General features: G+C 72.1%; 18 protein-coding genes and 1 tRNA gene. 9 read left to right on the top strand and 10 right to left on the bottom strand.

Features of this window, described 5'->3' with window-relative positions; all coding sequences use genetic code 11:
• Positions 1–144: 144 nt before the first annotated feature.
• The 4 genes from ACTJI1_RS15430 to ACTJI1_RS15445 all read right to left on the bottom strand — a co-directional run bounded on the left by ACTJI1_RS15430 (position 145) and on the right by ACTJI1_RS15445 (position 4,628).
• The gene (locus ACTJI1_RS15430) at positions 145–1,413 is read right to left on the bottom strand and encodes an alpha-hydroxy acid oxidase (RefSeq protein WP_440743336.1); all 1,269 of its coding nucleotides are present in this window, start codon (positions 1,411–1,413) and stop codon (positions 145–147) included.
• Positions 1,407–2,690, bottom strand: a complete 1,284-nt coding sequence (locus ACTJI1_RS15435; protein ID WP_440743337.1) for an enolase C-terminal domain-like protein — start codon at positions 2,688–2,690, stop codon at positions 1,407–1,409. Before ACTJI1_RS15435 ends, ACTJI1_RS15430 begins: the two co-directional genes overlap by 7 nt.
• A gap of 88 nt (positions 2,691–2,778) precedes the next feature.
• The gene (locus tag ACTJI1_RS15440) at positions 2,779–3,480 is read right to left on the bottom strand and encodes a GntR family transcriptional regulator (RefSeq protein WP_440743338.1); all 702 of its coding nucleotides are present in this window, start codon (positions 3,478–3,480) and stop codon (positions 2,779–2,781) included.
• Between the two features lie 29 nt (positions 3,481–3,509).
• The gene (locus tag ACTJI1_RS15445) at positions 3,510–4,628 is read right to left on the bottom strand and encodes a mandelate racemase/muconate lactonizing enzyme family protein (protein ID WP_440743339.1); all 1,119 of its coding nucleotides are present in this window, start codon (positions 4,626–4,628) and stop codon (positions 3,510–3,512) included.
• Positions 4,629–4,672: 44 nt separating this feature from the next.
• Between ACTJI1_RS15445 and ACTJI1_RS15450 the strand changes: the two genes are divergently transcribed.
• Positions 4,673–5,521: an amidohydrolase family protein gene (locus ACTJI1_RS15450; RefSeq protein WP_440743340.1), complete on the top strand. Its 849-nt coding sequence runs from the start codon at positions 4,673–4,675 to the stop codon at positions 5,519–5,521.
• A 2-nt stretch (positions 5,522–5,523) separates the two neighbouring features.
• Here the strand turns inward: ACTJI1_RS15450 and ACTJI1_RS15455 are convergent, their stop codons facing one another.
• From ACTJI1_RS15455 to ACTJI1_RS15470, 4 genes are read right to left on the bottom strand one after another with little or no spacing between them, the layout of a single operon-like run.
• The gene (locus ACTJI1_RS15455) at positions 5,524–6,270 is read right to left on the bottom strand and encodes an SDR family NAD(P)-dependent oxidoreductase (RefSeq protein ID WP_440743341.1); all 747 of its coding nucleotides are present in this window, start codon (positions 6,268–6,270) and stop codon (positions 5,524–5,526) included.
• A gap of 17 nt (positions 6,271–6,287) precedes the next feature.
• Positions 6,288–7,139 carry a fumarylacetoacetate hydrolase family protein gene (locus tag ACTJI1_RS15460; protein WP_440743342.1) on the bottom strand — a complete coding sequence of 284 codons (852 nt, stop codon included), beginning with the start codon at positions 7,137–7,139 and terminating at the stop codon, positions 6,288–6,290.
• Positions 7,140–7,149: 10 nt separating this feature from the next.
• Positions 7,150–8,316: an ROK family protein gene (locus ACTJI1_RS15465; RefSeq protein WP_440743343.1), complete on the bottom strand. Its 1,167-nt coding sequence runs from the start codon at positions 8,314–8,316 to the stop codon at positions 7,150–7,152.
• Positions 8,313–10,718, bottom strand: coding sequence for a glycosyl hydrolase family 95 catalytic domain-containing protein (locus tag ACTJI1_RS15470; RefSeq protein WP_440743344.1), 2,406 nt, complete (start codon positions 10,716–10,718; stop codon positions 8,313–8,315). Before ACTJI1_RS15470 ends, ACTJI1_RS15465 begins: the two co-directional genes overlap by 4 nt.
• 87 nt (positions 10,719–10,805) lie before the next feature.
• Here ACTJI1_RS15470 and ACTJI1_RS15475 point away from each other — a divergent pair, with 87 nt between their 5' ends.
• From ACTJI1_RS15475 to ACTJI1_RS15500, 6 genes are all read left to right on the top strand, one after another.
• Positions 10,806–13,004, top strand: a complete 2,199-nt coding sequence (locus ACTJI1_RS15475) for an alpha-galactosidase (protein WP_440743345.1) — start codon at positions 10,806–10,808, stop codon at positions 13,002–13,004.
• Positions 13,005–13,092: 88 nt separating this feature from the next.
• A complete protein-coding gene (locus ACTJI1_RS15480; RefSeq protein ID WP_440743346.1) occupies positions 13,093–15,660 on the top strand; it encodes a X2-like carbohydrate binding domain-containing protein in 2,568 nt (855 codons plus the stop codon).
• 56 nt (positions 15,661–15,716) lie between these two features.
• Entirely contained in the window at positions 15,717–16,805 is a 1,089-nt protein-coding gene (locus tag ACTJI1_RS15485; protein ID WP_440743347.1) for an enolase C-terminal domain-like protein, read from the top strand.
• The gene (locus tag ACTJI1_RS15490) at positions 16,802–17,731 is read left to right on the top strand and encodes an acetylxylan esterase (RefSeq protein WP_440743348.1); all 930 of its coding nucleotides are present in this window, start codon (positions 16,802–16,804) and stop codon (positions 17,729–17,731) included. Before ACTJI1_RS15485 ends, ACTJI1_RS15490 begins: the two co-directional genes overlap by 4 nt.
• Positions 17,728–20,142, top strand: coding sequence for a glycosyl hydrolase family 95 catalytic domain-containing protein (locus tag ACTJI1_RS15495; RefSeq protein ID WP_440743349.1), 2,415 nt, complete (start codon positions 17,728–17,730; stop codon positions 20,140–20,142). Before ACTJI1_RS15490 ends, ACTJI1_RS15495 begins: the two co-directional genes overlap by 4 nt.
• Entirely contained in the window at positions 20,111–21,127 is a 1,017-nt protein-coding gene (locus tag ACTJI1_RS15500) for an aldo/keto reductase (RefSeq protein ID WP_440743350.1), read from the top strand. The genes ACTJI1_RS15495 and ACTJI1_RS15500 overlap by 32 nt, the downstream gene beginning before the upstream one ends.
• 4 nt (positions 21,128–21,131) lie before the next feature.
• Here the strand turns inward: ACTJI1_RS15500 and ACTJI1_RS15505 are convergent.
• Positions 21,132–21,205 (bottom strand) — tRNA-Gly (locus ACTJI1_RS15505).
• A gap of 49 nt (positions 21,206–21,254) precedes the next feature.
• Entirely contained in the window at positions 21,255–22,514 is a 1,260-nt protein-coding gene (locus ACTJI1_RS15510; protein WP_440743351.1) for a LuxR C-terminal-related transcriptional regulator, read from the bottom strand.
• A 172-nt stretch (positions 22,515–22,686) separates the two neighbouring features.
• Here ACTJI1_RS15510 and ACTJI1_RS15515 point away from each other — a divergent pair, with 172 nt between their 5' ends.
• On the top strand, positions 22,687–23,166 hold the full coding sequence (locus ACTJI1_RS15515) for a DUF6325 family protein (RefSeq protein ID WP_310131919.1): 480 nt from the start codon (positions 22,687–22,689) through the stop codon (positions 23,164–23,166).
• A 31-nt stretch (positions 23,167–23,197) separates the two neighbouring features.
• The gene (locus tag ACTJI1_RS15520) at positions 23,198–23,326 is read left to right on the top strand and encodes a hypothetical protein (protein WP_310131918.1); all 129 of its coding nucleotides are present in this window, start codon (positions 23,198–23,200) and stop codon (positions 23,324–23,326) included.
• Positions 23,327–23,330 lie beyond the last annotated feature (4 nt).

Raw genomic sequence — 23,330 nt, forward strand, 5'->3', positions numbered from 1 at the left:
GTGGTTATCGCGCGCTCATAACCGCGATTTGGCACAAATCGTGAAGCCACGCTCGCCGTGGAGGGGGTCGGGCGGGGCGACATTCGGCACGAATGTGGGCCTTCGTGTGCCGAGAGGCCGCATTCGGCACGAATGTCTGCCCGGTCAGGCGTCGGTGTCCTGCCGGACGGGCTCGGGGTCGCGGCGGAGGGGCTGCAGCCGGGTGAGTTGCGTCACATGCTGGGGGCCGAGTTCGGCGAGGGAGTTGACCTGGAGGAGTTTCATGGTGCGGATGAGCTGGTCGGTGAGGATCTGGATGGTGCGGTCGACGCCCGCGCGGCCGCCGGCCATCAGCCCGTAGAGGTAGGCGCGGCCGATCAGGGTGAACTTCGCGCCCAACGCGTAGGCGGCGATGATGTCGGCGCCGTTCATGATGCCGGTGTCGATCGCGACCTCGGTGTGATGGCCGACCTCGCGCACCACGGACGGGAGGAGGTGGAAGGGGATGGGGGCGCGGTCGAGTTGCCGTCCGCCGTGGTTGGAGAGCACGATCCCGTCCACCCCGTGATCCACCAGGGTGCGGGCGTCGTCGACGTTCTGCACGCCCTTAATGACGAGCTTCCCGGGCCACATCTCCCGGATGATCTTCAGGTCGTCGTAGTTGATGGACGGGTCCATGGCGGCGTTCAGCAGGTCGCCGACGGTGCCGCCGGTGGAGGACAGGGAGGCGAACTCGAGTTTCGGGGTGGTGAGGAAGTCGTACCACCACCACGGGCGCGGGATGGCGTTGATGATGGTGCCGAGGGTGAGCTGGGGTGGGATGGAGAACCCGTTGCGCTTATCCCGCAACCGCGCCCCCGCGATCGGCGTGTCCACCGTGAAGAACAGGGTGTCGAACCCGGCCGCGGCCGCCCGCTCCACCAAACCGTAGGAGATCTCGCGTTGCCGCATCACATACAGCTGGAACCAGTTGCGCCCGTGCGGGTTCGCCGCCTTCACGTTCTCGATCGACGTCGTGCCCAACGTGGACAGGGTGAACGGGATGCCCGCCGCACCGGCAGCGCCGGCTCCGGCGGCCTCCCCCTCGGTCTGCATCAACCTCGTGAACCCGGTCGGTGCGATCCCGAACGGCAACGCCGACGGCCCACCCCAGATCTCACACGACGTGTCCACCGTGGACACGTCCCGCAGGATCGACGGGTGGAACTCCACATCCTGGAACGCCTGCCGCGCCCGCGCCAACGACAGCTCCCCCTCGGCGGCACCCTCCGTGTAGTCGAACGCCGCACGAGGTGTGCGGCGACGAGCGATCCTGGCCAGGTCCTCGATGGTCAGCGCCGACTCCAGCCGCCGCTTCTTCAGGTTCAGCTCCGGCTTCCGGAACTGCATCAACTCCAGCAGCTCGGCCGGACGCGGCGCCTGCCGGGTCACCACGAGGTCACCCGGTGGTCCCGCAGCGACTCGGCCCGCATCTCCATGCCGTTGCCGGGTGAGAGCGGCGCCCGGTAGCGTCCGCCCTCGACCACGGCCGGCGCGACCATGTGCTCGTGCAGATGCGTCGTGTACTCGATCATGCGGCCGTCCATCGAGCCGGAGACGGCCACGAAGTCGAACATCGAGAAGTGCTGCACGGCCTCGCACAGGCCCACCCCGCCGGCGTGCGGGCAGACCCGGACGCCGAACTTGGCGGCGAGGAGCAGGATGGCGACGTTCTCGTTCACCCCGGCGACCCGCGTCGCGTCGATCTGGACGATGGAGGCAGCGCGCGCCTGCAGCAGCTGTTTGAACAGCACGCGGTTCATCCCGTGCTCCCCGGTCGCGATCGGCACCGGAGCGACCGCGTCGGCGATGGCCGCGTGCGCCAGGATGTCGTCCGGGCTGGTCGGCTCCTCCACCCAGGCGAGGTCGAACGGCTCGAGCGCGCGGATCCATTCCACCGCCTGGTCGCGGTCCCAGCGCTGGTTCGCGTCGACGGCGATCCGGATGCCGGGGCCGACCTCGTCGCGGGCGATGGCCAGGCGGCGGAGGTCGTCTTCCAGCCGGTCGCCGACCTTCAGCTTGATCTGGGCGAAGCCGTCGTCCACCGCCTCCCGCGCGAGCCGGCGCAGCTTGTCGTCCGAGTACCCCAGCCAGCCGGGCGTGGTCGTGTAACCGGGGTAGCCGGAGGCGAGCAGTTCCGCCTCGCGAGCGGCGCGCCCGGGCTCGGCGGCGCGGAGGATGTCGAGCGCCTCTTCCGGGGTGAGGGCGTCGGTGAGATAGCGGAAGTCGACGAGCGCGACCAGCTCCTCCGGCGTCATCCGCGTGAGGAGCTGCCAGAGCGGCAGACCGGCGCGCTTGGCCTTGAGGTCCCAGTACGCGTTGACCACCGCGCCGATCGCCATGTGCATGACGCCCTTCTCCGGGCCGAGCCAGCGCAGCTGCGAGTCGTGGACGAGCTCTCGCCAGAAGCCTCCCAGGTCGGCGAGGTCCGCCTCCAGGTCGCGCCCGACGACGCGCTCGGCGACCGCCTCTATCGCCGCCACCTGGACGTCGTTTCCGCGGCCGATCGTGAAGACGAATGCATGGCCCTCGTGCCCATCGGCGGCGTCCGTGCGCAGCCGGAGGTAGGCGGCGGAGTAGTCGGGGTCGGGATTCATGGCGTCGGACCCGTCCAGCAGGGCGGATGTCTCGAAGCGGACGTCGACGGTGTCGAATGCGGTAACGGTGCTCATCGGAGGCCTTCCTTGGCTCATGTCGGCTATATCCTATAGGATCGCTGGACGAGCGAGAAGGGGATGCCGCCTCCCGGGCGCCGTGGCTTCAGCCGGCGTTCTCCGAGAGGCTGGCCGAGATGCGCGCATACGACCGGTCGATGTGGTCCCGCATCGCCCGCTCGGCCCGATCGGCGTCGTTCGCCCGCAGTGCCTCCAGCACCGCCAGGTGCTCTTCGGAGGTCTCGTCGACGACGCCGTGACGGAAGTAGATCCGGTACTGGTGGGTGTGCGCCCGGAGCCGAGCGATCGCATCCCCCAGCAGGGCGTTGCCGGAGTGCTCGGCGATCAGCCGGTGGAACTCCGCGTCCTGCTCCGCGAACTCCTTGTAGTCCTCGAACCGGTCGTCGCCGCTCTGCGTCGCCCGGCCGCTGCGCTGCATCGCGTCGCAGACCTCTCCCAGCCGGTCGAGCGTCCCGCCGTCGAGCTCGGTCGCCGCGCGCCGTGTCGCGTACGGCTCCAGCAGCCGCCGCATCTCGAAGAGATGCCGCAGGCCGGCCTCGTCGAGCAGCGCCGCTGCCGTGTAGCCCTTCAGCGCCTGCTTGACCACGAGGCCTTCCGACTCGAGCCGCGCGAGCGCCTCGCGGACCGGGGTGGGGGAGACGTTCAGCTGACGGGCGATCCCGTCGATGCTGGCCCGGCTGCCCGGCTCGATGACCTGGTCCATCAGGAGGCCGAGCACGGCGTCGTAGACGTCGTCGGCCAGCGCCCGCCGTGCGGGCAGGAAGCGCTCCCCGGAGTGGATGGTCATGCGCACATCCTAGGTCGGCCTGCAGGCGCTCACGCGACCCGGAGGTCGTCGACGGCGTCGAGGTCCCACTCGATCCCGAGCCCGGGGGTGGACGGGGCGAGCGCGCGTCCCGCCTCCACGACCAGCTCCGACCGGGTGACGGCGCGCAGCTGCGGGATGTGCTCCAGGTAGAGCGCGTTCGGGACGGCGCAGCACAGCGAGACGTGCAGCTCCATCAGGAAGTGCGGGGCGACGGCGACGTTGAACGCCTCGGCCAGGTGCGCGACCTTCAGCCACGGCGTGATGCCGCCGATGCGTGCCACGTCGACCTGCACGATCGACGCCGCCTGCGACTGCAGGTACTCGCGGAACTGTCCGACCGAGTACATCGACTCGCCGACCGCGACCGGTACGCGCGTGCTGGCCGCCAGGCGGCGATGCCCGGCGATGTCGTCGGCCGGCAGCGGCTCCTCGAACCAGAAGATGTCGAGCTGCTCGAACAGCGCGGCGCGACGGATGGCCTCGGCCGCGGTCATCGACTGGTTGGCGTCCACCATGATGTCCATCGTGTCGCCGACGGCCTCGCGGACCGCCGCCAGCCGCTCGAAGTCCTCGCGCGCCCGCGGCTTGCCGACCTTGACCTTCACCCCGCCGAGGCCGCGCCGCTGGGATTCGAGGGCCTGGGCGACCAGCTCGTCGGTGTCGAAGTGGAGCCAGCCTCCCTCGGTGTCGTAGAGGGGGATGGAGGGCTCCGCGCCGCCCGCCGCGACCCAGAGCGGCAGCCCCGCCGCGCGGCAGCGCGCGTCCCAGACGGCGGTGTCGACGGCCGCGAGCGCGAGTGACGTGATCACGCCGACCGTCGTGGCGCGGGTCGTCGAGTGGAGGGCGCGCCAGACGTGCTCCGGCCGGTTCGCATCCAGTCCGACGAGCGCGGGCAGCAGCGTCTCGCGGAGCAGGCTGAGGACGGCGCGGCCGCCGGTGCCGATCGTGTAGCTGTAGCCCAGCCCCTCGATCCCGTCGGCCGTGCGGAGCCGGACGAAGATCGTCTCCTGCTTGAGGAACGACTGCATCGCATCGGTGCGGACGGTCTCCACCTCGAGGTCGCTGAGCCAGGCTTCCGCGCTGACGATCGTGCCGTCCACGGTCGGGATGGAGAAGGTGTCGGTCATCGGGTCTCCGATCAGCCGGGGCGGAATGCTATTGCCTATAGGATATGGCAGTGACCATCGATGCGCACCTCCACCTCTGGGACCTCGAGCACGGCGTGTACGGCTGGCTCTCGGATGCGGTCGCGCCGATCAACCGCACGTTCCGCATCGCCGAGGTCGAGCCGCAACTGGACGCCGCCCGCGTCGAGCAGGCCATCCTCGTGCAGGCGGCGGACACGGAGGCGGACACGCGAGCCATGTTCGCCGTCGCCACGGGTTCGACGCGGGTCGCCGGCGTCGTCGCCTGGGCGGACCTGCTGAACCCCGACGGGCTCGGCGCGACGTTGGACGAGTACGCGGCGTCGGGTCCGCTCGTGGGGCTGCGCCACCTCATCCACGACGAACCGGACCCGGAATGGCTGGCACAGCCTGCGGTCCATGAGTCACTCGCGCAGCTGGCGGCTCGGGAACTCGCCTTCGATGTGATCGGCGTGCTGCCGCGCCACCTCGTGCATGCGCTCGTCGTCGCCGACGAGCTTCCGGGGTTGCAGCTCGTGGTCGACCATCTCGGCTCGCCGCCGGTCGGCGCAGGCGCGAACGAGGTGTCGATCTGGCGCGAGCTGATCCTCGAGCTGGCCGAGCGGCCGAACGTCGCCGTCAAGCTCTCCGGCCTCACCACGCTCGGCTCCTCCGGGCGGGCGTCCGCGGACGACCTGCGTCCGTTCAGCGGCACCGTGCTCGAGGCGTTCGGGCCGGGCCGGGTGCTGTTCGGCGGCGACTGGCCCGTGTCGACGCTGGCGACGAGCTACGCGGAGACGATGGAGTTCACCCTCGCGCTGCTGTCCGGACTGGATGCGGACGGGACGCGCGAGGTGCTCGGCGGCACCGCGCGGCGCGTGTACCGCCTGCCCTGACCTCAGCGCCGCGGACGCAGCGAGTACATCCCGCCGTCGACCGGCAGGATGACGCCGGTGCTCGACCCGGAGCTCGGCGACGCCAGGTAGGCGACCGCCTCCGCGACCTCCTGCGGACGCACCAGGCGACCGCTGGGCTGCCGGGCCTCCAGCGCAGCACGCTCCGCCTCGGGGTCGGCGGCGGAGTCCAGCAGCCGGCTCACCCAGGGAGTGTCGGCGGTGCCGGGGGCGACGGCGTTGACGCGGATGCCGAGCGGCAGGCAGTCGGCGGCGATCGCGAGTGTCATCGCCGAGATCGCGCCCTTCGAAGCCGAGTACAGCACGCGCTGCGGCAACCCGGCCCACGCGGCGATGGAGCTGGTCAGCACCACGGCGGGGGACGGCGACAGCCGTAGGTGCGGCATGGCGTGCCGGACGGTCCGGGCCGAGCCGATCACGTTGACGTTGAGCACGCGCATCCACTCGGCGTCGTCGTTCGCCTCGACGTCGCCCTGCGCGCCGATCCCGGCGTTCGCGATGACGATGTCGAGACGTCCGGACTGAGCGACGACCTCGGCGATCGCGTCGCGGACGCTGGCGTCGTCGCCGATGTCGCAGCGGATGCCGGTGTGCGGCGCCGCCACCGCATCGGGGTCGAGGTCGAGCGCGAAGACGCGGGCGCCGTGCGCGGCGAGCTCGTCGGCGATGGCGCGGCCGAGACCGGAGGCGCCGCCGGTGACAGCGGCGACGAGTCCGTCGAAGTGGGACATGGGGGTCTCCTTACGGGTCAGGGCGCGGGGCGGACGACCGAGCGCTGCTCGCCCAGCCCGTCGATGGTCACCTCGACGACGTCGCCGGCGCCGAGGTAGGGGAAACGGCCGGAGAGCCCGACGCCCTCCGGGGTCCCGGTGTTGATGAGGTCACCCGGCTCCAGCACCATGAAGCGACTGAGCCGGTGGATGATGTCCGCGACGCCGAAGACGAGGTCGCTGGTGGACGAGTCCTGCCGGGGCTCGCCGTTCACCCGCGACCGGATGCCCAGGCCGGAGCCGTCGCCGACCTCGGCGGCCGGGACGAGCCACGGCCCCAGCGGGTTGAAGGTCTCGAAGCTCTTGCCCTTGCTCCACTGGCCGAGGGAGCGCTGCAGCTGGTACTCGCGCTCCGAGACGTCATTGGCGACAGCGAAGCCGGCGATGTGCGCCAGCGCTTCCTCGGGCGAGTCCAGGTAGCGGGCACGGCGCCCGATCACGACGGCCAGCTCCACCTCCCAGTCGGTGGTCGTCGAGCCGGGCGGCAGCAGGATGTCGTCGTACGGGCCGACGACGGTGTTCGGGTGCTTGTAGAACACCACAATGTCTCCCGGCGGCTCGGAGCCGGACTCGCGCGCGTGCGCCGCGTAATTCATCCCGATGCAGATCACAGCCTGCGGGCGGGCGATCGGTGCGCCGACACGGAGCCCGGACGGGTCGAGCGGCGGCAGGTCTCCCGCACGCGCGGCGGCCTCCGCCCGGGCGAGCCCGTCGGCGGCGAGGAAGGCGCCGTCGATGTCGGCGGTGAGGGGACGGAGGTCCCAGGTGCCGTCGCCGTCGCTGACGGCCGGGATCTCGGCACCGGGGGCGCCGAGGCGCAGAAATCGCATGGGGTTCCTTTCAGACGACAAGGGAGCGGATGGCGCTGGCCGCGGCGCCCCGCGCCCAGTCCTCGAAGGTGTGCGGGCGGACGACGATGCGGCAGCGGTCGGCGGAGCCGAAGACGTGCTCAGCATAGGACCGGCGGAGCGGCCCCTCGAAGAGGTCGAAGTTGGCGACGCCCTCGCCGCCGATGATGACGAGCTCGGGGCCGATCATGTTGACCACGCTGGCGATCGCCGCGCCGATGACGGTCCCCGCCTCGGCGAAGGCGCCCGCGGCGGCGGAGTCGCCCGCGCGGGCCAGGTCGACGGCCTCGCCGATGGGGAACGCCCGGCCGTGCGCGGCGGAGACGGCGGCCACGATCGCGTCCGTCGCGGCGACCGCCTCCACGCAGCCGCGGCGCCCGCACGCGCACAGGCGGTCGCGCGAGGTGAGCGGCAGGTGGCCGATCTCGCCCGCGACGCCGTAGGCGCCCTCGACGACTTCGCCGTTCAGGTGCAGGCCGCTGCCGATGCCGCGACCGATCGTCACGATCGCGAAGGAGCCGGTGCCGAGTCCCACCCCGAACCAGTGCTCGCCGATGGTGAGGGCGCGGACGTCGTTCTCCACGACGATGGTCACCCCCAACCTCTCGCGGAGGAGCGCGCCCAGGTCGACGCCCCGCCAGCCCATCAGGGCGGAGTCGCGGACCATGCCGGTGTCGCTGTCCACGTCGCCGGACACGGAGACGCCGATGCACGCCAGCCGCGCCTCCAGGCCGCCGAGCCCCTCCTGCAGGCGGTCGCACATCGCGACGATGGCGTCGGCGACCGCGACGGGATCGTGCGAGAGCAGCGGGAGGCGGTCGGACGTGATGATCCGGGTGGTGAGGTCGGTGGCGACACCGACCAGTTCGTCGACGTTCACCTTGACCCCGAGCGCCACGACGGCATCCGGCACAACGGCGACCGGGCTGACCGGGCGGCCGGGAAGGCCCGTCGGGGTCGGGTCGAGGGAGTCGTTGACGAGGCCGGCGGCGACGAGAGGTGTCACGGCCTTGGTGACGGCGGCCTGCGACAGCCCGGTCAACCGGGAGACGTCGGTCCGGCTGATCGGGCTGCGGGTGAGGATGGTGGTGAACACGCGGGTCGCCGCGTCCGAGGAGGCCCCGAGCAGCGTCGTCCGCGTCAGCGTCTCGTCGTTCATGCGGTGCCGGCCGTGTCGGGCGCGAGCTGGATGGCGTGCTCGCCCCCGGCGGACAGGAGCACCTCCGCCTCGGTGCTCCCGTAGCGGACGCGGACCGCCCGCGGCTCGGTCCCCGGATTGTGCACGACCGCGGACTCGAGGCGTCCGCCCGACCACGCCAGATCCACCCGGAGTCCGCCGCGCGCGCCGAGCCCGGTCACGCGGCCCTCGGGCCAGGCCTCGGGCAGCGCGGGCAGCAGATGGACGGCTCCCGCGTGGCTCTGCAGGAGCAGTTCGGCGATCGCGGCGGGGAAGCCCAGGTTGCCGTCGATCTGGAACGGCGGATGCGTGCTGAACAGGTTCGGCAGGAGGCCGCCCCATTCCGAGCCGTCGACCGGTCCGTGGCGCCGCGCATCCCCGTCGTAAGGGGTGAGCGCCTGCGTGAGCAGGTCGTGCGCGGCCTCGCCGTCGCCGAGGCGGGCGCGGAGGGCGATCTTCCACGCCCACGACCAACCCATCGCGCCGGGTCCGCGCGCATCGAGGAAGCGACGGGCGGCGTCGGCTGTCTGCGGCGTGCCCTCCGGGGTGATCAGGTCGAGCGGGTACAGGCCGACCAGCGCGGAGAGGTGACGGTGCGCCGGCTCGTGCTCCGGCACCTCCTCCGACCACTCCAGCAGGCGCCCGTCGCTGCCGATGCCGAGATCCGGAAGGAGTGCGAGCGCCGCCTCCAGCTCGTCGCGGAGCGGATCGGCGAGCTCCAGCAGCTCGATCGCGTGGAGCGCGCGCTGGAACAGGGAACGGATCAGCTCGAGGTCCATCGTCGCCGTGAGCCCGAGTGCCCGGGGGACCCCGTCGGCGTCGAGGTAGGCGTTCTCGGGGGAGGTGGACGGCGCGAGGAAGACACGGCCGTCGGCGTCGACCTGCAGCCAGTCGAGGCAGAACTCGCTCGCCCCGCGCAGCAGCGGCCAGATCCGTTCGCGCAGCGTGCGACGGTCGTCGGAGAACTCCCAGTGGTCCCAGAGGGAGTGGGTGAGCCAGACGCCGCCCATCATCCAGATGGCCCAGCTGGGCGCGCCGTGGCCCATGCCGACGGGGAGGCTCCAGCCCCAGAGGTCGGTGTTGTGGTGCGCGACCCAGCCGCGGCAGCCGTAGAGGTCGCGGGCGACATCCCGCCCGTTCGCTGCGAGGCGTTCGACGAGCGAGATCAGCGGCTCCGCGTGCGGGATCACGCCGAGCGGTCCAGCCGCCCAGTAGTTCATCTGCGTGTTGATGTTGATCGTGTAGTTCGAGGACCAGGCCGGGCGCAGTTCGCCGTTCCAGATGCCCTGCAGGTTCGCCGCCGGGCCACCGGCGCGCGACGACGACGTCAGAAGGTACCGGCCGTACTCGGCGGCGACGGTGGCCCGGAGGGCGTCGTCGTCTCCACGGAGGATGTCGGACTCCACATCCCAGCGCCCCTCGCGACGGCCGCCGATCGCGAACCGCGCGGGGTCGGCAGCGTGCGAGACGTCGTCCCGGCCCGGGACCGTGTCCGCGGCGATGGCGCCGCGCGCACGATCCCGGGCGCGGTTCCGGATCGTCTCCGTGGAGACGGTCCGCCACTCGTCGTCCACGCCGGCCCACCACGACTCAGCGCGGGTCGACGACGAGAGGGAGATGAGCACCCGACGGGCACCGCGGATGGTGAGACCGTGGTCCCCGGCATCCGTCGTGCCGTCGCTCCGCACCGCGAGGGCCGCGGCGGCGAAGCCGTCGTAGGTGCCGACGCCCGGCTCCGCATAGCGGAGCGGCGGGACCACGGACTGCTCATGAAGGGGGGCGCCGTCGATCGGGACGGCGATGTCGAGCGTCAGCATCCCGTCCGTCGCGGTGCGCGCGTGTTCGCGGAGCGGTGTGCTCAGCGCGAGCCGGATCTCGGGGAGGGGCGCGTCCGCGACCAGCTCGACCAGCAGCACGCCGTCGTGGACGCGGGAGACGCGATCGATCCGGATGCCGTCGGCGACCAGCGACTCCTCCACACGGGAGCGGTCGAGGTCCAGCACGCGCGCGGGCGAGCCGTCCCGAGGCGCGGCCCCGGGGATCTCCACCCGGAGGTCGACGAACGGCAGGAACTCCTGGCTGTAGCGTCCCTCGAAGGTCATCAGCAGGTCTTCGGCGCGCGCGAGGTCGCCGTCCGCGAGCGCTGTGCGGACCTCGCCGAGGCGCTCCGGCCCGGCGCCGCCGGCGAGCACGCGACGCAGTTCCTCGGCCGGGATGCCGGGCGTCCCGGACCACACCGTGGCGTCGTTCACCTGGTAGCGACCGGTCTCGCCGCCGAACACCATCGCGCCGAGACGGCCGTCCCCGAGGGGGATGGCCTCCTCCCAGTGCGCCGCGGGCTCACGCCACGCGAGCTGGAGGGTTCGATCGCCGGAGATCGTCATTGGTATTCCTTCTCGAGGTTGCAGTCGACACCTTAGGCATGGTTAATTGACACTGTCAAATAACCGACATCCGCTAGGAGCTCCTTCATGCTCGACGGCTATGGCGCCGTTCTGGCCCTGCGCGCAGCAGGCACATCCCTCGTGATCGACACGGCGGGACGCGTGCCGCGCGTCCTGCACTGGGGAGCCGATCCCGGACCCCTCGACGACGCCGCCGCGGAAGCCCTGCGCGAGACGGCGGGGCCCGCGCTCCTCAACAACTCGCCCGACATCCCACGCACGTTCAGCCTGTGGCCGACGGAGTACGAGGGCTGGGCGGGCACACCCGCGCAGGAGGGCCACGCCGCCGGGACCGCGACGACGCCGCGCCCTCGCACCGAGGCGGTGCGCTACGACGACGGCGGCGAGCACGGCGGCCGGATCGAGATCGACCTCGCCGACGAGATCACCGGCCTCCGCTCGACCATGACCATCGTCCTGGACGCATACGGTGTGCTGTCGGTCGACATCGCCCTGGTGCGGGACGCGTCCCTCGCCCGCGACGGCGCAGCGCTCCCGTACACGCTCGACGCCCTGCGCGTGCTCCTCCCAGTGCCGGAGCGCGCCGTCGACGTGCTCGACTTCACCGGCAAGTGGTGCCGGGAGCGGGCGCCGCAGCGCGGGCCGCTGTTCTTCGGCAGCCACGTGCGCCGCGCGCACCGCGGCAAGCCCGGGCACGACGCACCGTTCCTCGTCGTCGCGGGCACCGAGGACCTCGGTTTCGGCCGCGGCGAGGCGTGGGCGACGCACCTGGCCTGGAGCGGCGACGCCGAGTACGTCGTCGAGCGGCTGACCGAGGGCGCCGGCGCCTTCTCGGCGGTGCTCGGAGCGGGCGAAGGCCTGGGCCCGGGTGAGATCGCACTCGAGGCGGGCGACCGCTACGTGGCGCCCACCGCCCTGTTCGTCTGGTCCGGCGAGGGCCTCGACGGGATCGCCGACCGGCTGCACCGCCGCCTGCGTGCCCGGCCGTCGCATCCCCGCACACCGCGTCCCCTCACCCTGAACTCCTGGGAGGCGGTCTACTTCGACCACGACCTCGACCGGCTGACGGCGCTGGTCGGGCGCGCCGCGCGCGTCGGCGTGGAGCGCTTCGTGCTCGACGACGGCTGGTTCCACGACCGTCGCGACGCCAACGCGGGCCTCGGCGACTGGGTGGTCGACCGCACGGTGTGGCCGGACGGGCTCACCCCGCTGGTCCAGGAGGTGCGGGCGCACGGGATGCAGTTCGGCATCTGGGTGGAGCCCGAGATGGTCAACCTCGACTCCGACCTGGCGCGCGCGCATCCGGAATGGGTGCTCGGCCCGCGGGAGCTCGGGGCCGCAGCGCGCGACCAGTACGTGCTCGACCTGACCCGGCCGGAGGCCTACGAGCACGTGCTCGGGCAGATCAGCGCGATCGTCGACGAGTACGCGGTCGATTACATCAAGTGGGACCACAACCGGGACCTGTCGGAGGCGGTCAGCGGGTACGCGGGCATCGACCGCCCCGCCGTCCACGAGCAGACGCTGGCTCTCTACCGGATGCTGGACACGCTCCGCGAGCGGCACCCGCACCTCGAGATCGAGACCTGCTCCGGCGGCGGTGGCCGTGTCGACCTCGGCATCCTGCAGCGGACGGACCGGGTCTGGGCCTCGGACTGCAACGACCCGGTCGAGCGCCTGCAGATCGAGCGCTGGACCCGGATGCTCGTGCCGCCGGAGCTCATCGGCTCGCACCTCGGCGCCGCCAGGTCGCACACCACCTCGCGGCGCACCGACCTCTCCTTCCGGCTGGTCGTCGCGCTCACCGCGCACGCGGGCATCGAGTGGGACCTGCAGGAGGCGGACGACGACGACCTCGAGGCGATCGCCCGCTGGGGTGCGGTCTACCGCGAACTGCGCGAGCTCATCCACAGCGGGCGGGTGGTCAACGCCGACCTCGCCGACGACGCCGCCGTGCTGACCGGCATCATCGCCCAGGACGGCGGCCGCGCGGTCTACACCTGGGCGCGTCTCGCGACGTCGGCGCCGGGCCAGTCCGGCCGGGTCCGGTTCCCCGGCCTCGACGCGGGAGCGCGCTACACCGTCCGCATCCGGGACGAGTTCGGCGTCGCCAGCCGGCACCAGAGCGCAGACCCCTCCTGGATCACCGCCGCCCTGAACCCCGAGGGCATCGCACTGCCCGGCTCCGTGCTCGCGACGGCCGGTGTTCCGATGCCCACCCTCAATCCGCAGCAGGGGATGCTGTTCGACCTGGTCCGGGAGTGACCCGGCCGGACGCACTCCCGCTCCCATAGACGGCCCACCGCATCACCGCCTGACGCCGAGCGCCGGGCTCTTCAGAGAGGAAGAACGCATGACCCGCATGACACGTGCGCGTCGCGGCCTGCAGGCTGCGGCCGTGACGGTCGCGGCGCTGGGACTGGTGGCGGCCGCCGCGCTGCCCGCCACCGCGTCGCCGACGCCGCCGCCCACGACGACCGCGACACCGACGCCGACCGAGTCGCCGACGGCGACGCCGTCGCCGACCGGAACCCCGTCGCCCACCGCATCACCGACCGCGAAGGCGTCCACCAAGGCGTCCGCCAAGTCCGCCGACGTGCCCACGCCCATCCAGCCCCCTGCCACGACCGGCGACCCCTGGGCGCAGAAGCCCTACATGGGCTGGAGCAGCTACAGCATGCAGGTCTACACGAACGGGCAGTGGATCACCGGCGACCAGCTCATCGCCCAGTCCGACGCCATGCGCGCGAAGCTGCAGAAGGCCGGCTACGACCACATCAACGTCGACGCCGGCTGGAGCGACGGGGTCGACGGGAACGGCCGCCCCACCCCGAGCGCCAAGCTCTACCCGCAGGGCCTGCAGAAGGTGATCGACCACGTCCACGCGAACGGCCAGAAGTTCGGCGTGTACCTGATCCCGGGCATCTCCCCGGCCGTGTACGAGAAGGCGTACCCCATCGCGAACGCCCCCGGCTGCACGACCCACGACATCGTGAAGCAGCCGCTGCAGCAGGCCGACTACTGGAAGATCGGCTACCGCATCGACTTCACGAACCCGTGCTCCCAGAAGTACGTCGACTCCATCGTCGACCAGCTCGCCTCCTGGGGCGTGAACTTCGTCAAGTTCGACAGCGTCACCCCCGGTTCGGGCATCAGCGACGGATCGGTGGACGCACGCGACGACGTCGCCGCGTGGTCGAAGGCGCTGAAGGCACACAAGATCTGGTTCGAGATCTCGTGGGCGCTCGACATCAACTACGCCGACTACTGGAAGCAGTACGCCAACGGCTGGCGCGTGGAGTGGGACGTCGAGTGCTACTGCGGCGGAGAGGCGCTCACCCAGTGGGACAACATCAACCGTCTGTTCCCGCGCGCGGCCGACTGGTGGCGTCACGCCGGACCCGGCGGGTGGAACGACTTCGACTCGCTCGACGTCGGCAACGGCAAGATGGACGGCCTGACCCCGGACGAGCGGCGGACGGCCACCACACTGTGGGCGATCTCCGCGGCGCCGATGTACACCGGCAACGATCTGACGAACCTCGACCAGTTCGGGATCGACCTGCTGACCAACCCCGAAGTGGTGGCCGTCGACCAGGCCGGTGTGCCCGCGCGTCCCGTCTCCACCACCTCCAAGCAGCAGGTCTGGTACGCCCCCAACGCGGACGGCAGCTACACCGTCGCACTGTTCAACCTCGGGCGATCGGAGTCGGACGTGAGCGCGAAGTGGTCCGACATCGGGCTGAAGGGGTCGGCGACGGTCCGCGACCTGTGGGCGCGCAAGAACCTCGGCAAGGCCGCCACCGGCTTCACCGCCTCCGACGTGCCGATCCACGGCGTCCGGCTGCTGAAGGTGACGCCCGACAAGGGAGCCACCGTCACGGTCAACGACGACGCGCTCGGCATGAAGTACGGCGGCGACTGGACCCGCAACGGCGGGGCCGAGGTCGCCTCGACCTCCCAGCCGCTGACCGTGAACGTGACGGACACGGGCTCGCCCGCGCCGTCCACGCCCACCGGCCCGACCCGCACCACGACCGTCAACGACACCGACCCCGGGATCACGTACTCCGGGCAGTGGGGGTACAGCAACGGGCGCAACTTCGGCGACTACCAGGACGACGTCCACTACGCCGAGCACCCGGGCAGCGACTCGTTCTCGTACACCTTCACCGGGACCGGCATCTCGTACTACACCGAGCTCGACTCGTCCGAGGGCGACGCGGACGTGTACATCGACGGGCAGCTGGTGAAGACGGTCAGCGCCAACATCCCGACCGCTTCGCACACCGCGCAGCAGGTCGTCTTCACGACGAACGACCTGACCAACGGGCAGCACACGCTGCGCGTGGTCATGAAGTCCGGGCAGTTCATGCTGATCGACCGGCTCGACGTGATCCAGCCGAACCTGATCGACCCGTCCTCCGTGTCGTTCGACACCAAGGCACCGGCCGCGGCCAGCTTCGGCGTCCTCCGCGACCCGGACGAGTTCACCGGCATCACGGCGAACGGCAAGGCGCTCACGAAGGGCACCGACTACTCGGTGTCCGGGTCGACGGTCACGTTGAGCACGACGTACCTGGCGACGCTGCCCGTCGGGGCGACCACGCTGAACGTCGGGTTCCGCGGCGACTACCTGGACGACGTCCACTCGACGAAGACCGCGGGCGCCTCGGTGTCCTACGCCTTCACCGGGACGGGTGTCGACTGGATCGGCGCGACGGCTCCCGACCAGGGTGTCGTGGACGTGTACATCGACGGCAAGCTCGTCAAGCGCGTCGACACGCACAGCGACACCCGCCGCACCCAGCAGACGCTGTTCAGTGCGACCGGGCTCCGCGCCGGGCCGCACACCTTCATGGCGGTCAAGGAGTCGGGTGACGTGATGCGCACCGACGCCGTCCGCTACTCCGTCCGCTGATCCACCGGGTGGGCCGGGACTCCGCGTCCCGGCCCACCCCATCCCTGGAGCTCTCGATGAAGATCACCCACGTGGAGGCGTTCCGCGTCGCCGTGCCTCCCGCCGACCCGCCGTTCCGGTGGCGGGACGGCCTCAGCGGCAGCCCGGCGACCGGTGACGGCGCGGTCCTCCGGATCGGCACCGACACGGGTGCGGAGGGCGTCGCCTTCCTCTCCCGGCCGGGGGCGTGGGCAGTGCTCTCCTACCTGGCGGAGAACGTCTTCCGCCCCGAGCTGCTCGGAGCGGACCCGCTGCAGCGCGAGTGGCTGTGGCACCGCGTGTGGGAGCTCGACCGTATCCACGAGCTCCCGCTCTACGTGCTCGGCCTGGTGGACACGGCGCTCTGGGATCTGGCGGGCCGTGTGCAGGGCGAGCCGGTCTGGCGCCTGCTCGGCGGCTTCCGCACCGAGATCCCGGCCTACGCCTCCACGAGCACGTTCGCAGACATCCCCGAGTTCCTCGACGTCGCCGACCAGGCCCTCGCGCTCGGGTACCGCGGTGTCAAGCTGCACGCGTGGGGCGACGCCCGCCGGGATGCGGAGCTCGCGCTCGCGCTGCGGGAGCACGTCGGCGACGCGGTCCCCCTGATGTACGACGGCTCCGCGGGCTTCGACCTGCCCGACGCGATCCGCCTCGGCGACGCGCTCGCCGACGCCGGATACCTCTGGTACGAGGAGCCGATGCGCGAGTTCAGCGTAGGCGCCTACGCGGCACTGGCCCGCTCCGTCCGGATCCCGCTGCTCGTCGGGGAGACCTCGGACGGCGCGCACTTCGACTCCGCCGACTTCATCCGCGCGGGCGCAGCCACCTTCGGCGTCCGCACGAGCACGAACCTGCGTGGCGGCATCACCGGCGCCATGCGCACCGCACACCTCGCCGACTCGTTCCTCCTGCGCGCCGAGGTGCACGGCTCGGACATCCCGACGCATCATCTGTGCATGGCGATCTCCAACACGACCTATTACGAGTCGCTCGTCACATCGAACCCGGTCCGCCGTGAGCCCGCCGTGGACGCCGACGGGATGCTGCACGCACCGACAACACCGGGCATCGCCCTCCCCGCCGGGCTCGAGTACCCGGCCGACCTCGAGAGGTTCGCCGCATGAGCCGTCCCGCCCACCCGTCCGTGCTCGGCCACGAGCCGCTGCCGACCCCCGACGACTACAGGGAGTTCTGGGACGAGGCGCTCGGCGACGCCCGCCGCCATCCGCTCGACCTGCGCCTGGCACCCGTCGACACCGGCCTCACCGCCGTCGACGTCTTCGACATCTCCTTCTGCGGGTACGACGGCCGTCGCGTCCGCGGCTGGCTACGGCTCCCGCATCACCGCACGGAGCCCCTGCCGGGCATCGTGCACGCGAACGGCTACGGCGCGGGCCGGCTGTCGCCGATCGACGACCTCACGTGGCCGGCAGCCGGATTCGCCCAGCTGATCGTCGACACCCACGGACAGGGCGGCGGCAGCACCGGTCACCTGCTGGAGGGGATCCTCGACCCGCGCACCTCTTATTACCGGGGCGTCTTCGTGGACGCGGCCCGCGCGGTCGACGCGCTCCGCGCGCTCGACGACGTGGATGCGACGCGCATCGCCGCGATCGGCAACAGCCAGGGCGGCGGGATCGCCCTGGGCGTCGGCGCGCTGGTCCCGGATCTCGTCGCGGTGCTCGCGCAGGCGCCGTTCCTGACCGACGCGCCGGACGGTGTCCGGCTTGCAGCGCAGGGTCCCTGGCTGGAGCTGCGCGAGTACCTCATCGAGCACCCCGACCGCGCCGACGCTGTCGCGCGCACCCTCGCGTATGTGGACGGCGTCACGTCCGCCCGCCACGCCACTGCGCCGGGCTGGATCACCGACGGCCTCGCCGACGACATCTGCCCGCCCGAGACCGCGCGCGCCGCCGCCGACGCCTACGCGGCACCGGTCGTGTTCCGGGAATGGCCCGCCGCCGGGCATGAGGCCGGCGGGACGCAGGACCGGCAGGGTGCGCTCGCGGTGCTGCGTGAGCGCTTCGGTTCGACGGGGAGCGCCGCATGACCCGGCGGTTGCGCTGGGAGGGGCCGCCCGCCCGATGGATCGAGGGCAGCCCGATCGGCAACGGCCGGCTGGGCGCGATGATCCTCGCCGGCACCGACGGCCTCCATCTCCAGGTCAACGACGGAACCGTCTGGTCCGGCGCCCCGGACGCCTGGCGCGCCGAGCTCCACGCCCTCGTCCGCGCCGGCGCGGACCCTGCGGCGCTGGAGGAGGTGCGGAGGGCGGTGCGCGAGGACCGCCTCGCCGACGCCGATCGGATGCTCAGGGCGTTCGAGGGCACGTACAGCCAGGAGTTCCTTCCCTATGTCGACCTGCGGACGCGGTTCTCTGCGGCCGGCGCCGCTCTCGCCTTCGAGGGGAGGACACTCGACCTGGAGGACGCCGTCTACACGGACCGCATCGCCAACGACCTCGTCTCGGTCACGCGCCGCGTGTGGGCGAGCCGCCCGGACGATGCGCTGCAGGTCGAACTGGCGGCCGACGGAGGACGCTTCGACGTCTCCCTCGAACTGACCACCCGGCTGCGACGGCGGTCGCTGCGGGTGGAGCCGGGCGGCCTGGAACTCGGCGTCGAGCTGCCCCTGGACGGCGCACCGCTCCACGAGACGGACGTGGCGCCGTTCCGCTGGGCGGGCGACCCGGCGCGCCCGGGACACCCCGCCGACGGCGTCGTCGACGGCTGGGAGAACGTCGCCGCGGCCGTGACGGCGGTGACGACGGACGGGCAGCAGACCGTCGTCGGCGACCGGCTGGAGATCACGGGTGCGACCACGGTGAGACTGGCGCTCGCCTCCTCGACGGCGGCGGAGGACTGGTTCCGCGACCGCTCGTCGGTCCCTGGGCTCGACCGGCACCTCGAGCGGGCGACGGCGCGCGCCCGGGTGGCCGTCGCCCGCGGTGCGGAGGACGCGCTGGCCCGGCACGTCGCGGACGTGCGGCCGCTCCTCACGGCAGCGTCCCTGCGTCTCGCGGGGACGCCGGAGGTCGTGGTCGTCGACCGGCTGACAGCCGACGACGACCAGGCGGCCATCGCTCCGGCGCTGTTCCAGTACGGGCGCTACCTGCTCGTCTCCGCCTCGCGCCCGGGCGGTCCCGCGGTGAACCTCCAGGGCCTGTGGAACGACGACCTGCGTCCGCCCTGGTCGTCGAACTACACGACCAACATCAACGTGCCGATGCACTACTGGGCCGCCGAGACGACCGGACTCGGGGAGACCGTCGAGCCGCTCGTCCACCTCGTGGAGGTCATGGCCGAGACCGGCGCGATCGCCGCCGAAGCCCTCTACGGCGCCCGAGGCTGGGTCGGCCACCACAACACCGACCTCTGGGGCTGGCCGCTCCCCGTCGGCCGTGGTCACGGCGACCCCGCCTGGGCGGTCTGGATGACCGGTGGCACCTGGCTGACCACACACCTGATGGAGCATTACCGCTTCACCCTCGACTCCCGCTGGCTGCGGGACCGGGCCTGGCCGATCCTTCACGGCGCGGCCGCCTTCGCTCTCGACTGGCTGCTCGACGAGGGCGGCCCGTGGCTCGTGACCAACCCCTCCACCTCGCCGGAGAACCACTTCGTCCACGGCGACGGCGTCGCGGCGATCGACCGGGCGACCGCCATCGACCGTGCGCTGATCGCTCAGGTGCTCGACGACCTGGTGGAGGCCGCGGCCGTCCTCGGGCACGAGGAGGACGACGTCGTCGACCGTGCGCGGCGCGCCGTTCCCCGCATCGAACCGGACGCCGTCGGCGCGGACGGCCGCATCCGCGAGTGGCACGTCGACCGCGACGACCCGAACCCCGCCCACGGTCACTTCTCCGCCCTGGTCGGGCTGTATCCGCTCGGCCGCATCGACGCCGACCGCGACCCCGCGCTCGCGGCGGCCGCCGCCGCCTTCGTGTCCGGACGTGCGCATCCCGCCGAGGGCTGGCCCTGGACGTGGTCGATCGCCCTCCGCGCCCGCCTCCGCGACGGCGCCGGCGCCGAGGCGATCCTCCGCAGCACGTTCCTCCCGCCGGACGGCGACCCCGAGCTCCGCGGAGCGGAGCGGTGGGCCTGGGGCGGACTCGTGCCCACGTTCCTGCGCGCTCACCCGCCGTTCCAGGTGGATGTGAGCCTCGGGCTCCCCGCGGCACTGGCGGAGCTGCTGCTGCAGAGCCACTCCGGCGAGCTCGTCCTGCTGCCCGCGCTGCCGCCGAGCTGGGGGGAGGGTTCCGTCCGCGGCCTGCGAGCCCGCGGGGGGATCACCGTCGACCTCACCTGGGACGGCGGCGCGCTCACGAGCGCGACGCTGACGCGCACCGCGGGGAGCGGCGACGTCGTCGTCCGACTGGACGAGGGCCGCATCCGCGTCCCGCTCGACGCCGGCGAGGAGGTGACGCTGGATGCCGACGCCTTCCTCCGTCTCGCGGGCTGAGCCCGACCGTCCCGCGCGCCTGCCGCTCGGCCCTCTCGGGTACGGCGCGGCCGCGCTGGGCAACCTCTACAGTGCCCGGCCGGACGACGTCTGGCCCGGCATCGTGCCCGCCGCGTGGGAGGCCGGCATCCGGTACTTCGACACCGCGCCGCACTACGGACTGGGACTCTCGGAGCGGAGGCTCGGCGAGTCGCTCCGCGGCCTGCCGCGCGACCAGCACATCCTGTCGACCAAGGTCGGGCGCCTCCTGGAGCCCAACCCGGACTACCGGCCCGGTGACACCGACCTCCCGAACCTGTTCGACACCCCGGCCACCTCGCGTCGCCGGGTCGACTACTCCCGCGACGGCATCCTCCGCTCGGTCGAGGAGTCGCTCATCCGGCTCGGCGTGGACCGCATCGACGTGCTCTTCGTCCACGACCCGGACGACCACGAGCGGGAGGCGCTCGACACGGCGTTCCCGGCCCTCGACGAGCTGCGGTCGCAGGGCATCATCCGCGCCTACGGTGCCGGGATGAACCAGTCGGCCATGCTCGCCCGGTTCGTCCGCGAGACGGACCTCGACGTGGTCATGTGCGCCGGCCGCTACACCCTGCTTGACGATTCCGCCGCACGCGACCTGCTGCCGGCGGCGGAGGAGCGCGGGGTTCAGGTGGTCGTCGCCGCCGTGTTCAACTCCGGTCTGCTGGCCACCGACCGGCCGCGCCCCGGAGCGCATTTCGATTACGCCCAGCCGCCGCAGTCACTGGTGGCACGCACGAACCGCATAGCGGACGTCGCCGGCGAGTACGGGGTGACAGTGCCGCAGCTCGCGCTGCAATTCCCGCTCCGGCACCCGGCGGTCACCACCGTCGTGACGGGAGCGGACACGGCCGCGCAGATAGCGGCGAACGCGCAGCTGATGGAGAAGCCGATCCCAACCGCGCTGTGGAGCCGGCTGATCGAGGAGGGTCTGATCCCGGCGGCAGGTGACAACCGGAAGTGACACGTGGAGCGAGTGACGGGAATCGAACCCGCGCTATCAGCTTGGGAAGCTGAGGTTCTACCATTGAACTACACTCGCGCGGCCCGGGATCCCAGTGATTCACTGGGATGTGAGGCTGTGGCCCAGACTACCCGGTCCGTCGCCCCGGGCCAAACCCGCCGTCCGCCGCCGATGTCCCCCCGTCCGACCAGGGCCGGATGAGGCCGAGCAGCGTCGCGCGCTCGATGGCGCCGCTGCGGGTGGAGACCTCGAGCTTGCGGTAGAGGTGCGCCATGTGGCTCTTGATGGTGTTGACGGACACGAAGTAGCGGTCCGCGAGCTGCGTGTTGGTGAAACCGGTCGGGAGGAGGACGAGGAGTTCGCGCTCCCGGTCGGTGAGCGGCTCCGCCAGGCCGGCGCCGTCCGCGGCCTGTGCGGCCGTCGAGGCGCAGCGGATCACCTGCGTCGCCACCGGCGGCAGCGAGGGCAGCCCGAGTCCCAGGATGCGCGACGTGGTGTCGGGGCCCGCATCCAGGAACACCGAGACCAGGCCGTATTCGTCCGCGATGCGCAGCGCCTGAACGAGCAGGTCGTCGGTCCGCGGGGTGCGCCCGCGCATGGCCGAGAGCGATGTGGCCAGCACGAGGCTCCGGATGCGGTGCAGCGGCTCCCCGGAGTCCGGCAAGCCCGAGTGCAGACGGAGCGCCTCCCTCGCGTGCGCCGATCGGCCGAGGGCGACGCACGCAACGCCGCGCTCGAAGAGCACCGCGCTCGCCGCCGGCGAGCGGTCCGCGAGCACCGCGAGAGCCGCGGCCGGGTCGCCGTTCCGCCTCGCCCTCCGCGCCCGGGATGCGACCAGCGCCTCCACGACGATCGGGGGCGGCGAGCCGGAGGGCAGGGGAGCGGTGGGTTCCTCATCCATCACGCTGCCGAGTTCGCGCCCGATCGCGTACGCGATCCACGCGGTCTGTGAGCGGTCGTCGACGGTCGCCCGGAGAGCGGCGGCCCGCAGCTCGCGCTCCGCAACGCTCGGGTCCCCGCGGGAGACGGCGACCAGCGCGTCGGCCAGGTGCGCGTCCGCCGTCGCCGGGTGGGTGAGGGCGCCGCTGACCTGCGCCTCTGCGCGCGCCTGCCCGGTGAGCTCGGTGGCCCGGGTGGTCTCGCCGACCCAGGCGTCGAGGAGCGCGAGCGCCCCGAGCGCGCGGATCCGTGACAGCGGCTCGCGCGCGCCCTCGCGGGCCAGTCCGCGGCGCAGCCGGTCGCGGGCCTCGCCGATGTTCCCCGCGAGGAAGTGGGCCCGTCCGCCGGAGATCAACGCCACCGAGGCCAGGCGCTCGGTGTCCGCCCGGCGCTCGGACTCGCCCGCCGGCTCGATCGCGGGCGTCAGAAGCGGACGGCTGACGCCCATGTGATCACCCCCTCCGCGGGATGCCCAGTGTCGCACCTCCCGCCGCCCCTCGGCGAGACAGTTGCACTCACCCGAATCGGGTGACGACCGCGCCGAGGGGCGCGGGTTAGTTTCCGAGGAGCGAGGACTCGCAGAACCGCTGCCTGTCGACGCCGAGGCGAAGGAGGTCAGCGTGACCGATGAGACGACAGAGAATGCTGCGCCGGTGGACTTCATCATCATCGAGTTCCCGGAGGGGCAGCAGAACTTCTCGGGGGAGGTGCTCGAAGAGCTCGCGAACCTGGTGGAGGCCGGGACGATACGGCTCGTCGATGCGATGATCCTCATCAAGGACGCGGACGGGTCCGTGGACGCGCTGGAGCTGTCCGAGGTCGACGACGTCGGCCCGCTCCGCGAACTGACCGCCGACCTCGCCGACTTCCTCGCCGAACAGGATGTGGCCGACCTCGCGGCCGCTATGGAGCCCGGCAGCGTGGCGGGCGTCATCGTGTACGAGAACGTCTGGGCGGGCCCGTTCGCGGCAGCGGCCCGGCGGGCCGGCGGGCGCCTCATCGCCGACGGCCGCATCCACAGCCAGTCCATCGTGGACGCTCTCGAGGCGGAAGCGGAATGGGAAGAGGACGAAGAACTCGAACGTGAAGGAGACGTGTGAGATGCGAGCTGCACGAGTAGGACGAGTAGGGGTGGTCGGTCACCCGGTCGCGAAAGCCGCGGTGGTCACCAAGGTGGTCGCGAGCCCCGGCCCCGCCCCGGTCGCGAAGACCGCGGTCGTCGCGGCCGCCGTCACGCCCGGCCGTCGACGCCGGTTCTGATCGC

The organism is Leifsonia sp. 22587 (assembly GCF_052044215.1).
Lineage (GTDB): Bacteria > Actinomycetota > Actinomycetes > Actinomycetales > Microbacteriaceae > Leifsonia > Leifsonia shinshuensis_C.

Coding starts and splice junctions, on each gene's coding strand:
- ACTJI1_RS15435 (WP_440743337.1), bottom strand. CDS start 2,690: ATGAGCACCGTTACCGCATTCGACACCGTCGACGTCCGCTTCGAGACA.
- ACTJI1_RS15440 (WP_440743338.1), bottom strand. CDS start 3,480: ATGACCATCCACTCCGGGGAGCGCTTCCTGCCCGCACGGCGGGCGCTG.
- ACTJI1_RS15445 (WP_440743339.1), bottom strand. CDS start 4,628: ATGACCGACACCTTCTCCATCCCGACCGTGGACGGCACGATCGTCAGC.
- ACTJI1_RS15450 (WP_440743340.1), top strand. CDS start 4,673: ATGGCAGTGACCATCGATGCGCACCTCCACCTCTGGGACCTCGAGCAC.
- ACTJI1_RS15455 (WP_440743341.1), bottom strand. CDS start 6,270: ATGTCCCACTTCGACGGACTCGTCGCCGCTGTCACCGGCGGCGCCTCC.
- ACTJI1_RS15460 (WP_440743342.1), bottom strand. CDS start 7,139: ATGCGATTTCTGCGCCTCGGCGCCCCCGGTGCCGAGATCCCGGCCGTC.
- ACTJI1_RS15465 (WP_440743343.1), bottom strand. CDS start 8,316: ATGAACGACGAGACGCTGACGCGGACGACGCTGCTCGGGGCCTCCTCG.
- ACTJI1_RS15470 (WP_440743344.1), bottom strand. CDS start 10,718: ATGACGATCTCCGGCGATCGAACCCTCCAGCTCGCGTGGCGTGAGCCC.
- ACTJI1_RS15475 (WP_440743345.1), top strand. CDS start 10,806: ATGCTCGACGGCTATGGCGCCGTTCTGGCCCTGCGCGCAGCAGGCACA.
- ACTJI1_RS15480 (WP_440743346.1), top strand. CDS start 13,093: ATGACCCGCATGACACGTGCGCGTCGCGGCCTGCAGGCTGCGGCCGTG.
- ACTJI1_RS15485 (WP_440743347.1), top strand. CDS start 15,717: ATGAAGATCACCCACGTGGAGGCGTTCCGCGTCGCCGTGCCTCCCGCC.
- ACTJI1_RS15490 (WP_440743348.1), top strand. CDS start 16,802: ATGAGCCGTCCCGCCCACCCGTCCGTGCTCGGCCACGAGCCGCTGCCG.
- ACTJI1_RS15495 (WP_440743349.1), top strand. CDS start 17,728: ATGACCCGGCGGTTGCGCTGGGAGGGGCCGCCCGCCCGATGGATCGAG.
- ACTJI1_RS15500 (WP_440743350.1), top strand. CDS start 20,111: ATGCCGACGCCTTCCTCCGTCTCGCGGGCTGAGCCCGACCGTCCCGCG.
- ACTJI1_RS15510 (WP_440743351.1), bottom strand. CDS start 22,514: ATGGGCGTCAGCCGTCCGCTTCTGACGCCCGCGATCGAGCCGGCGGGC.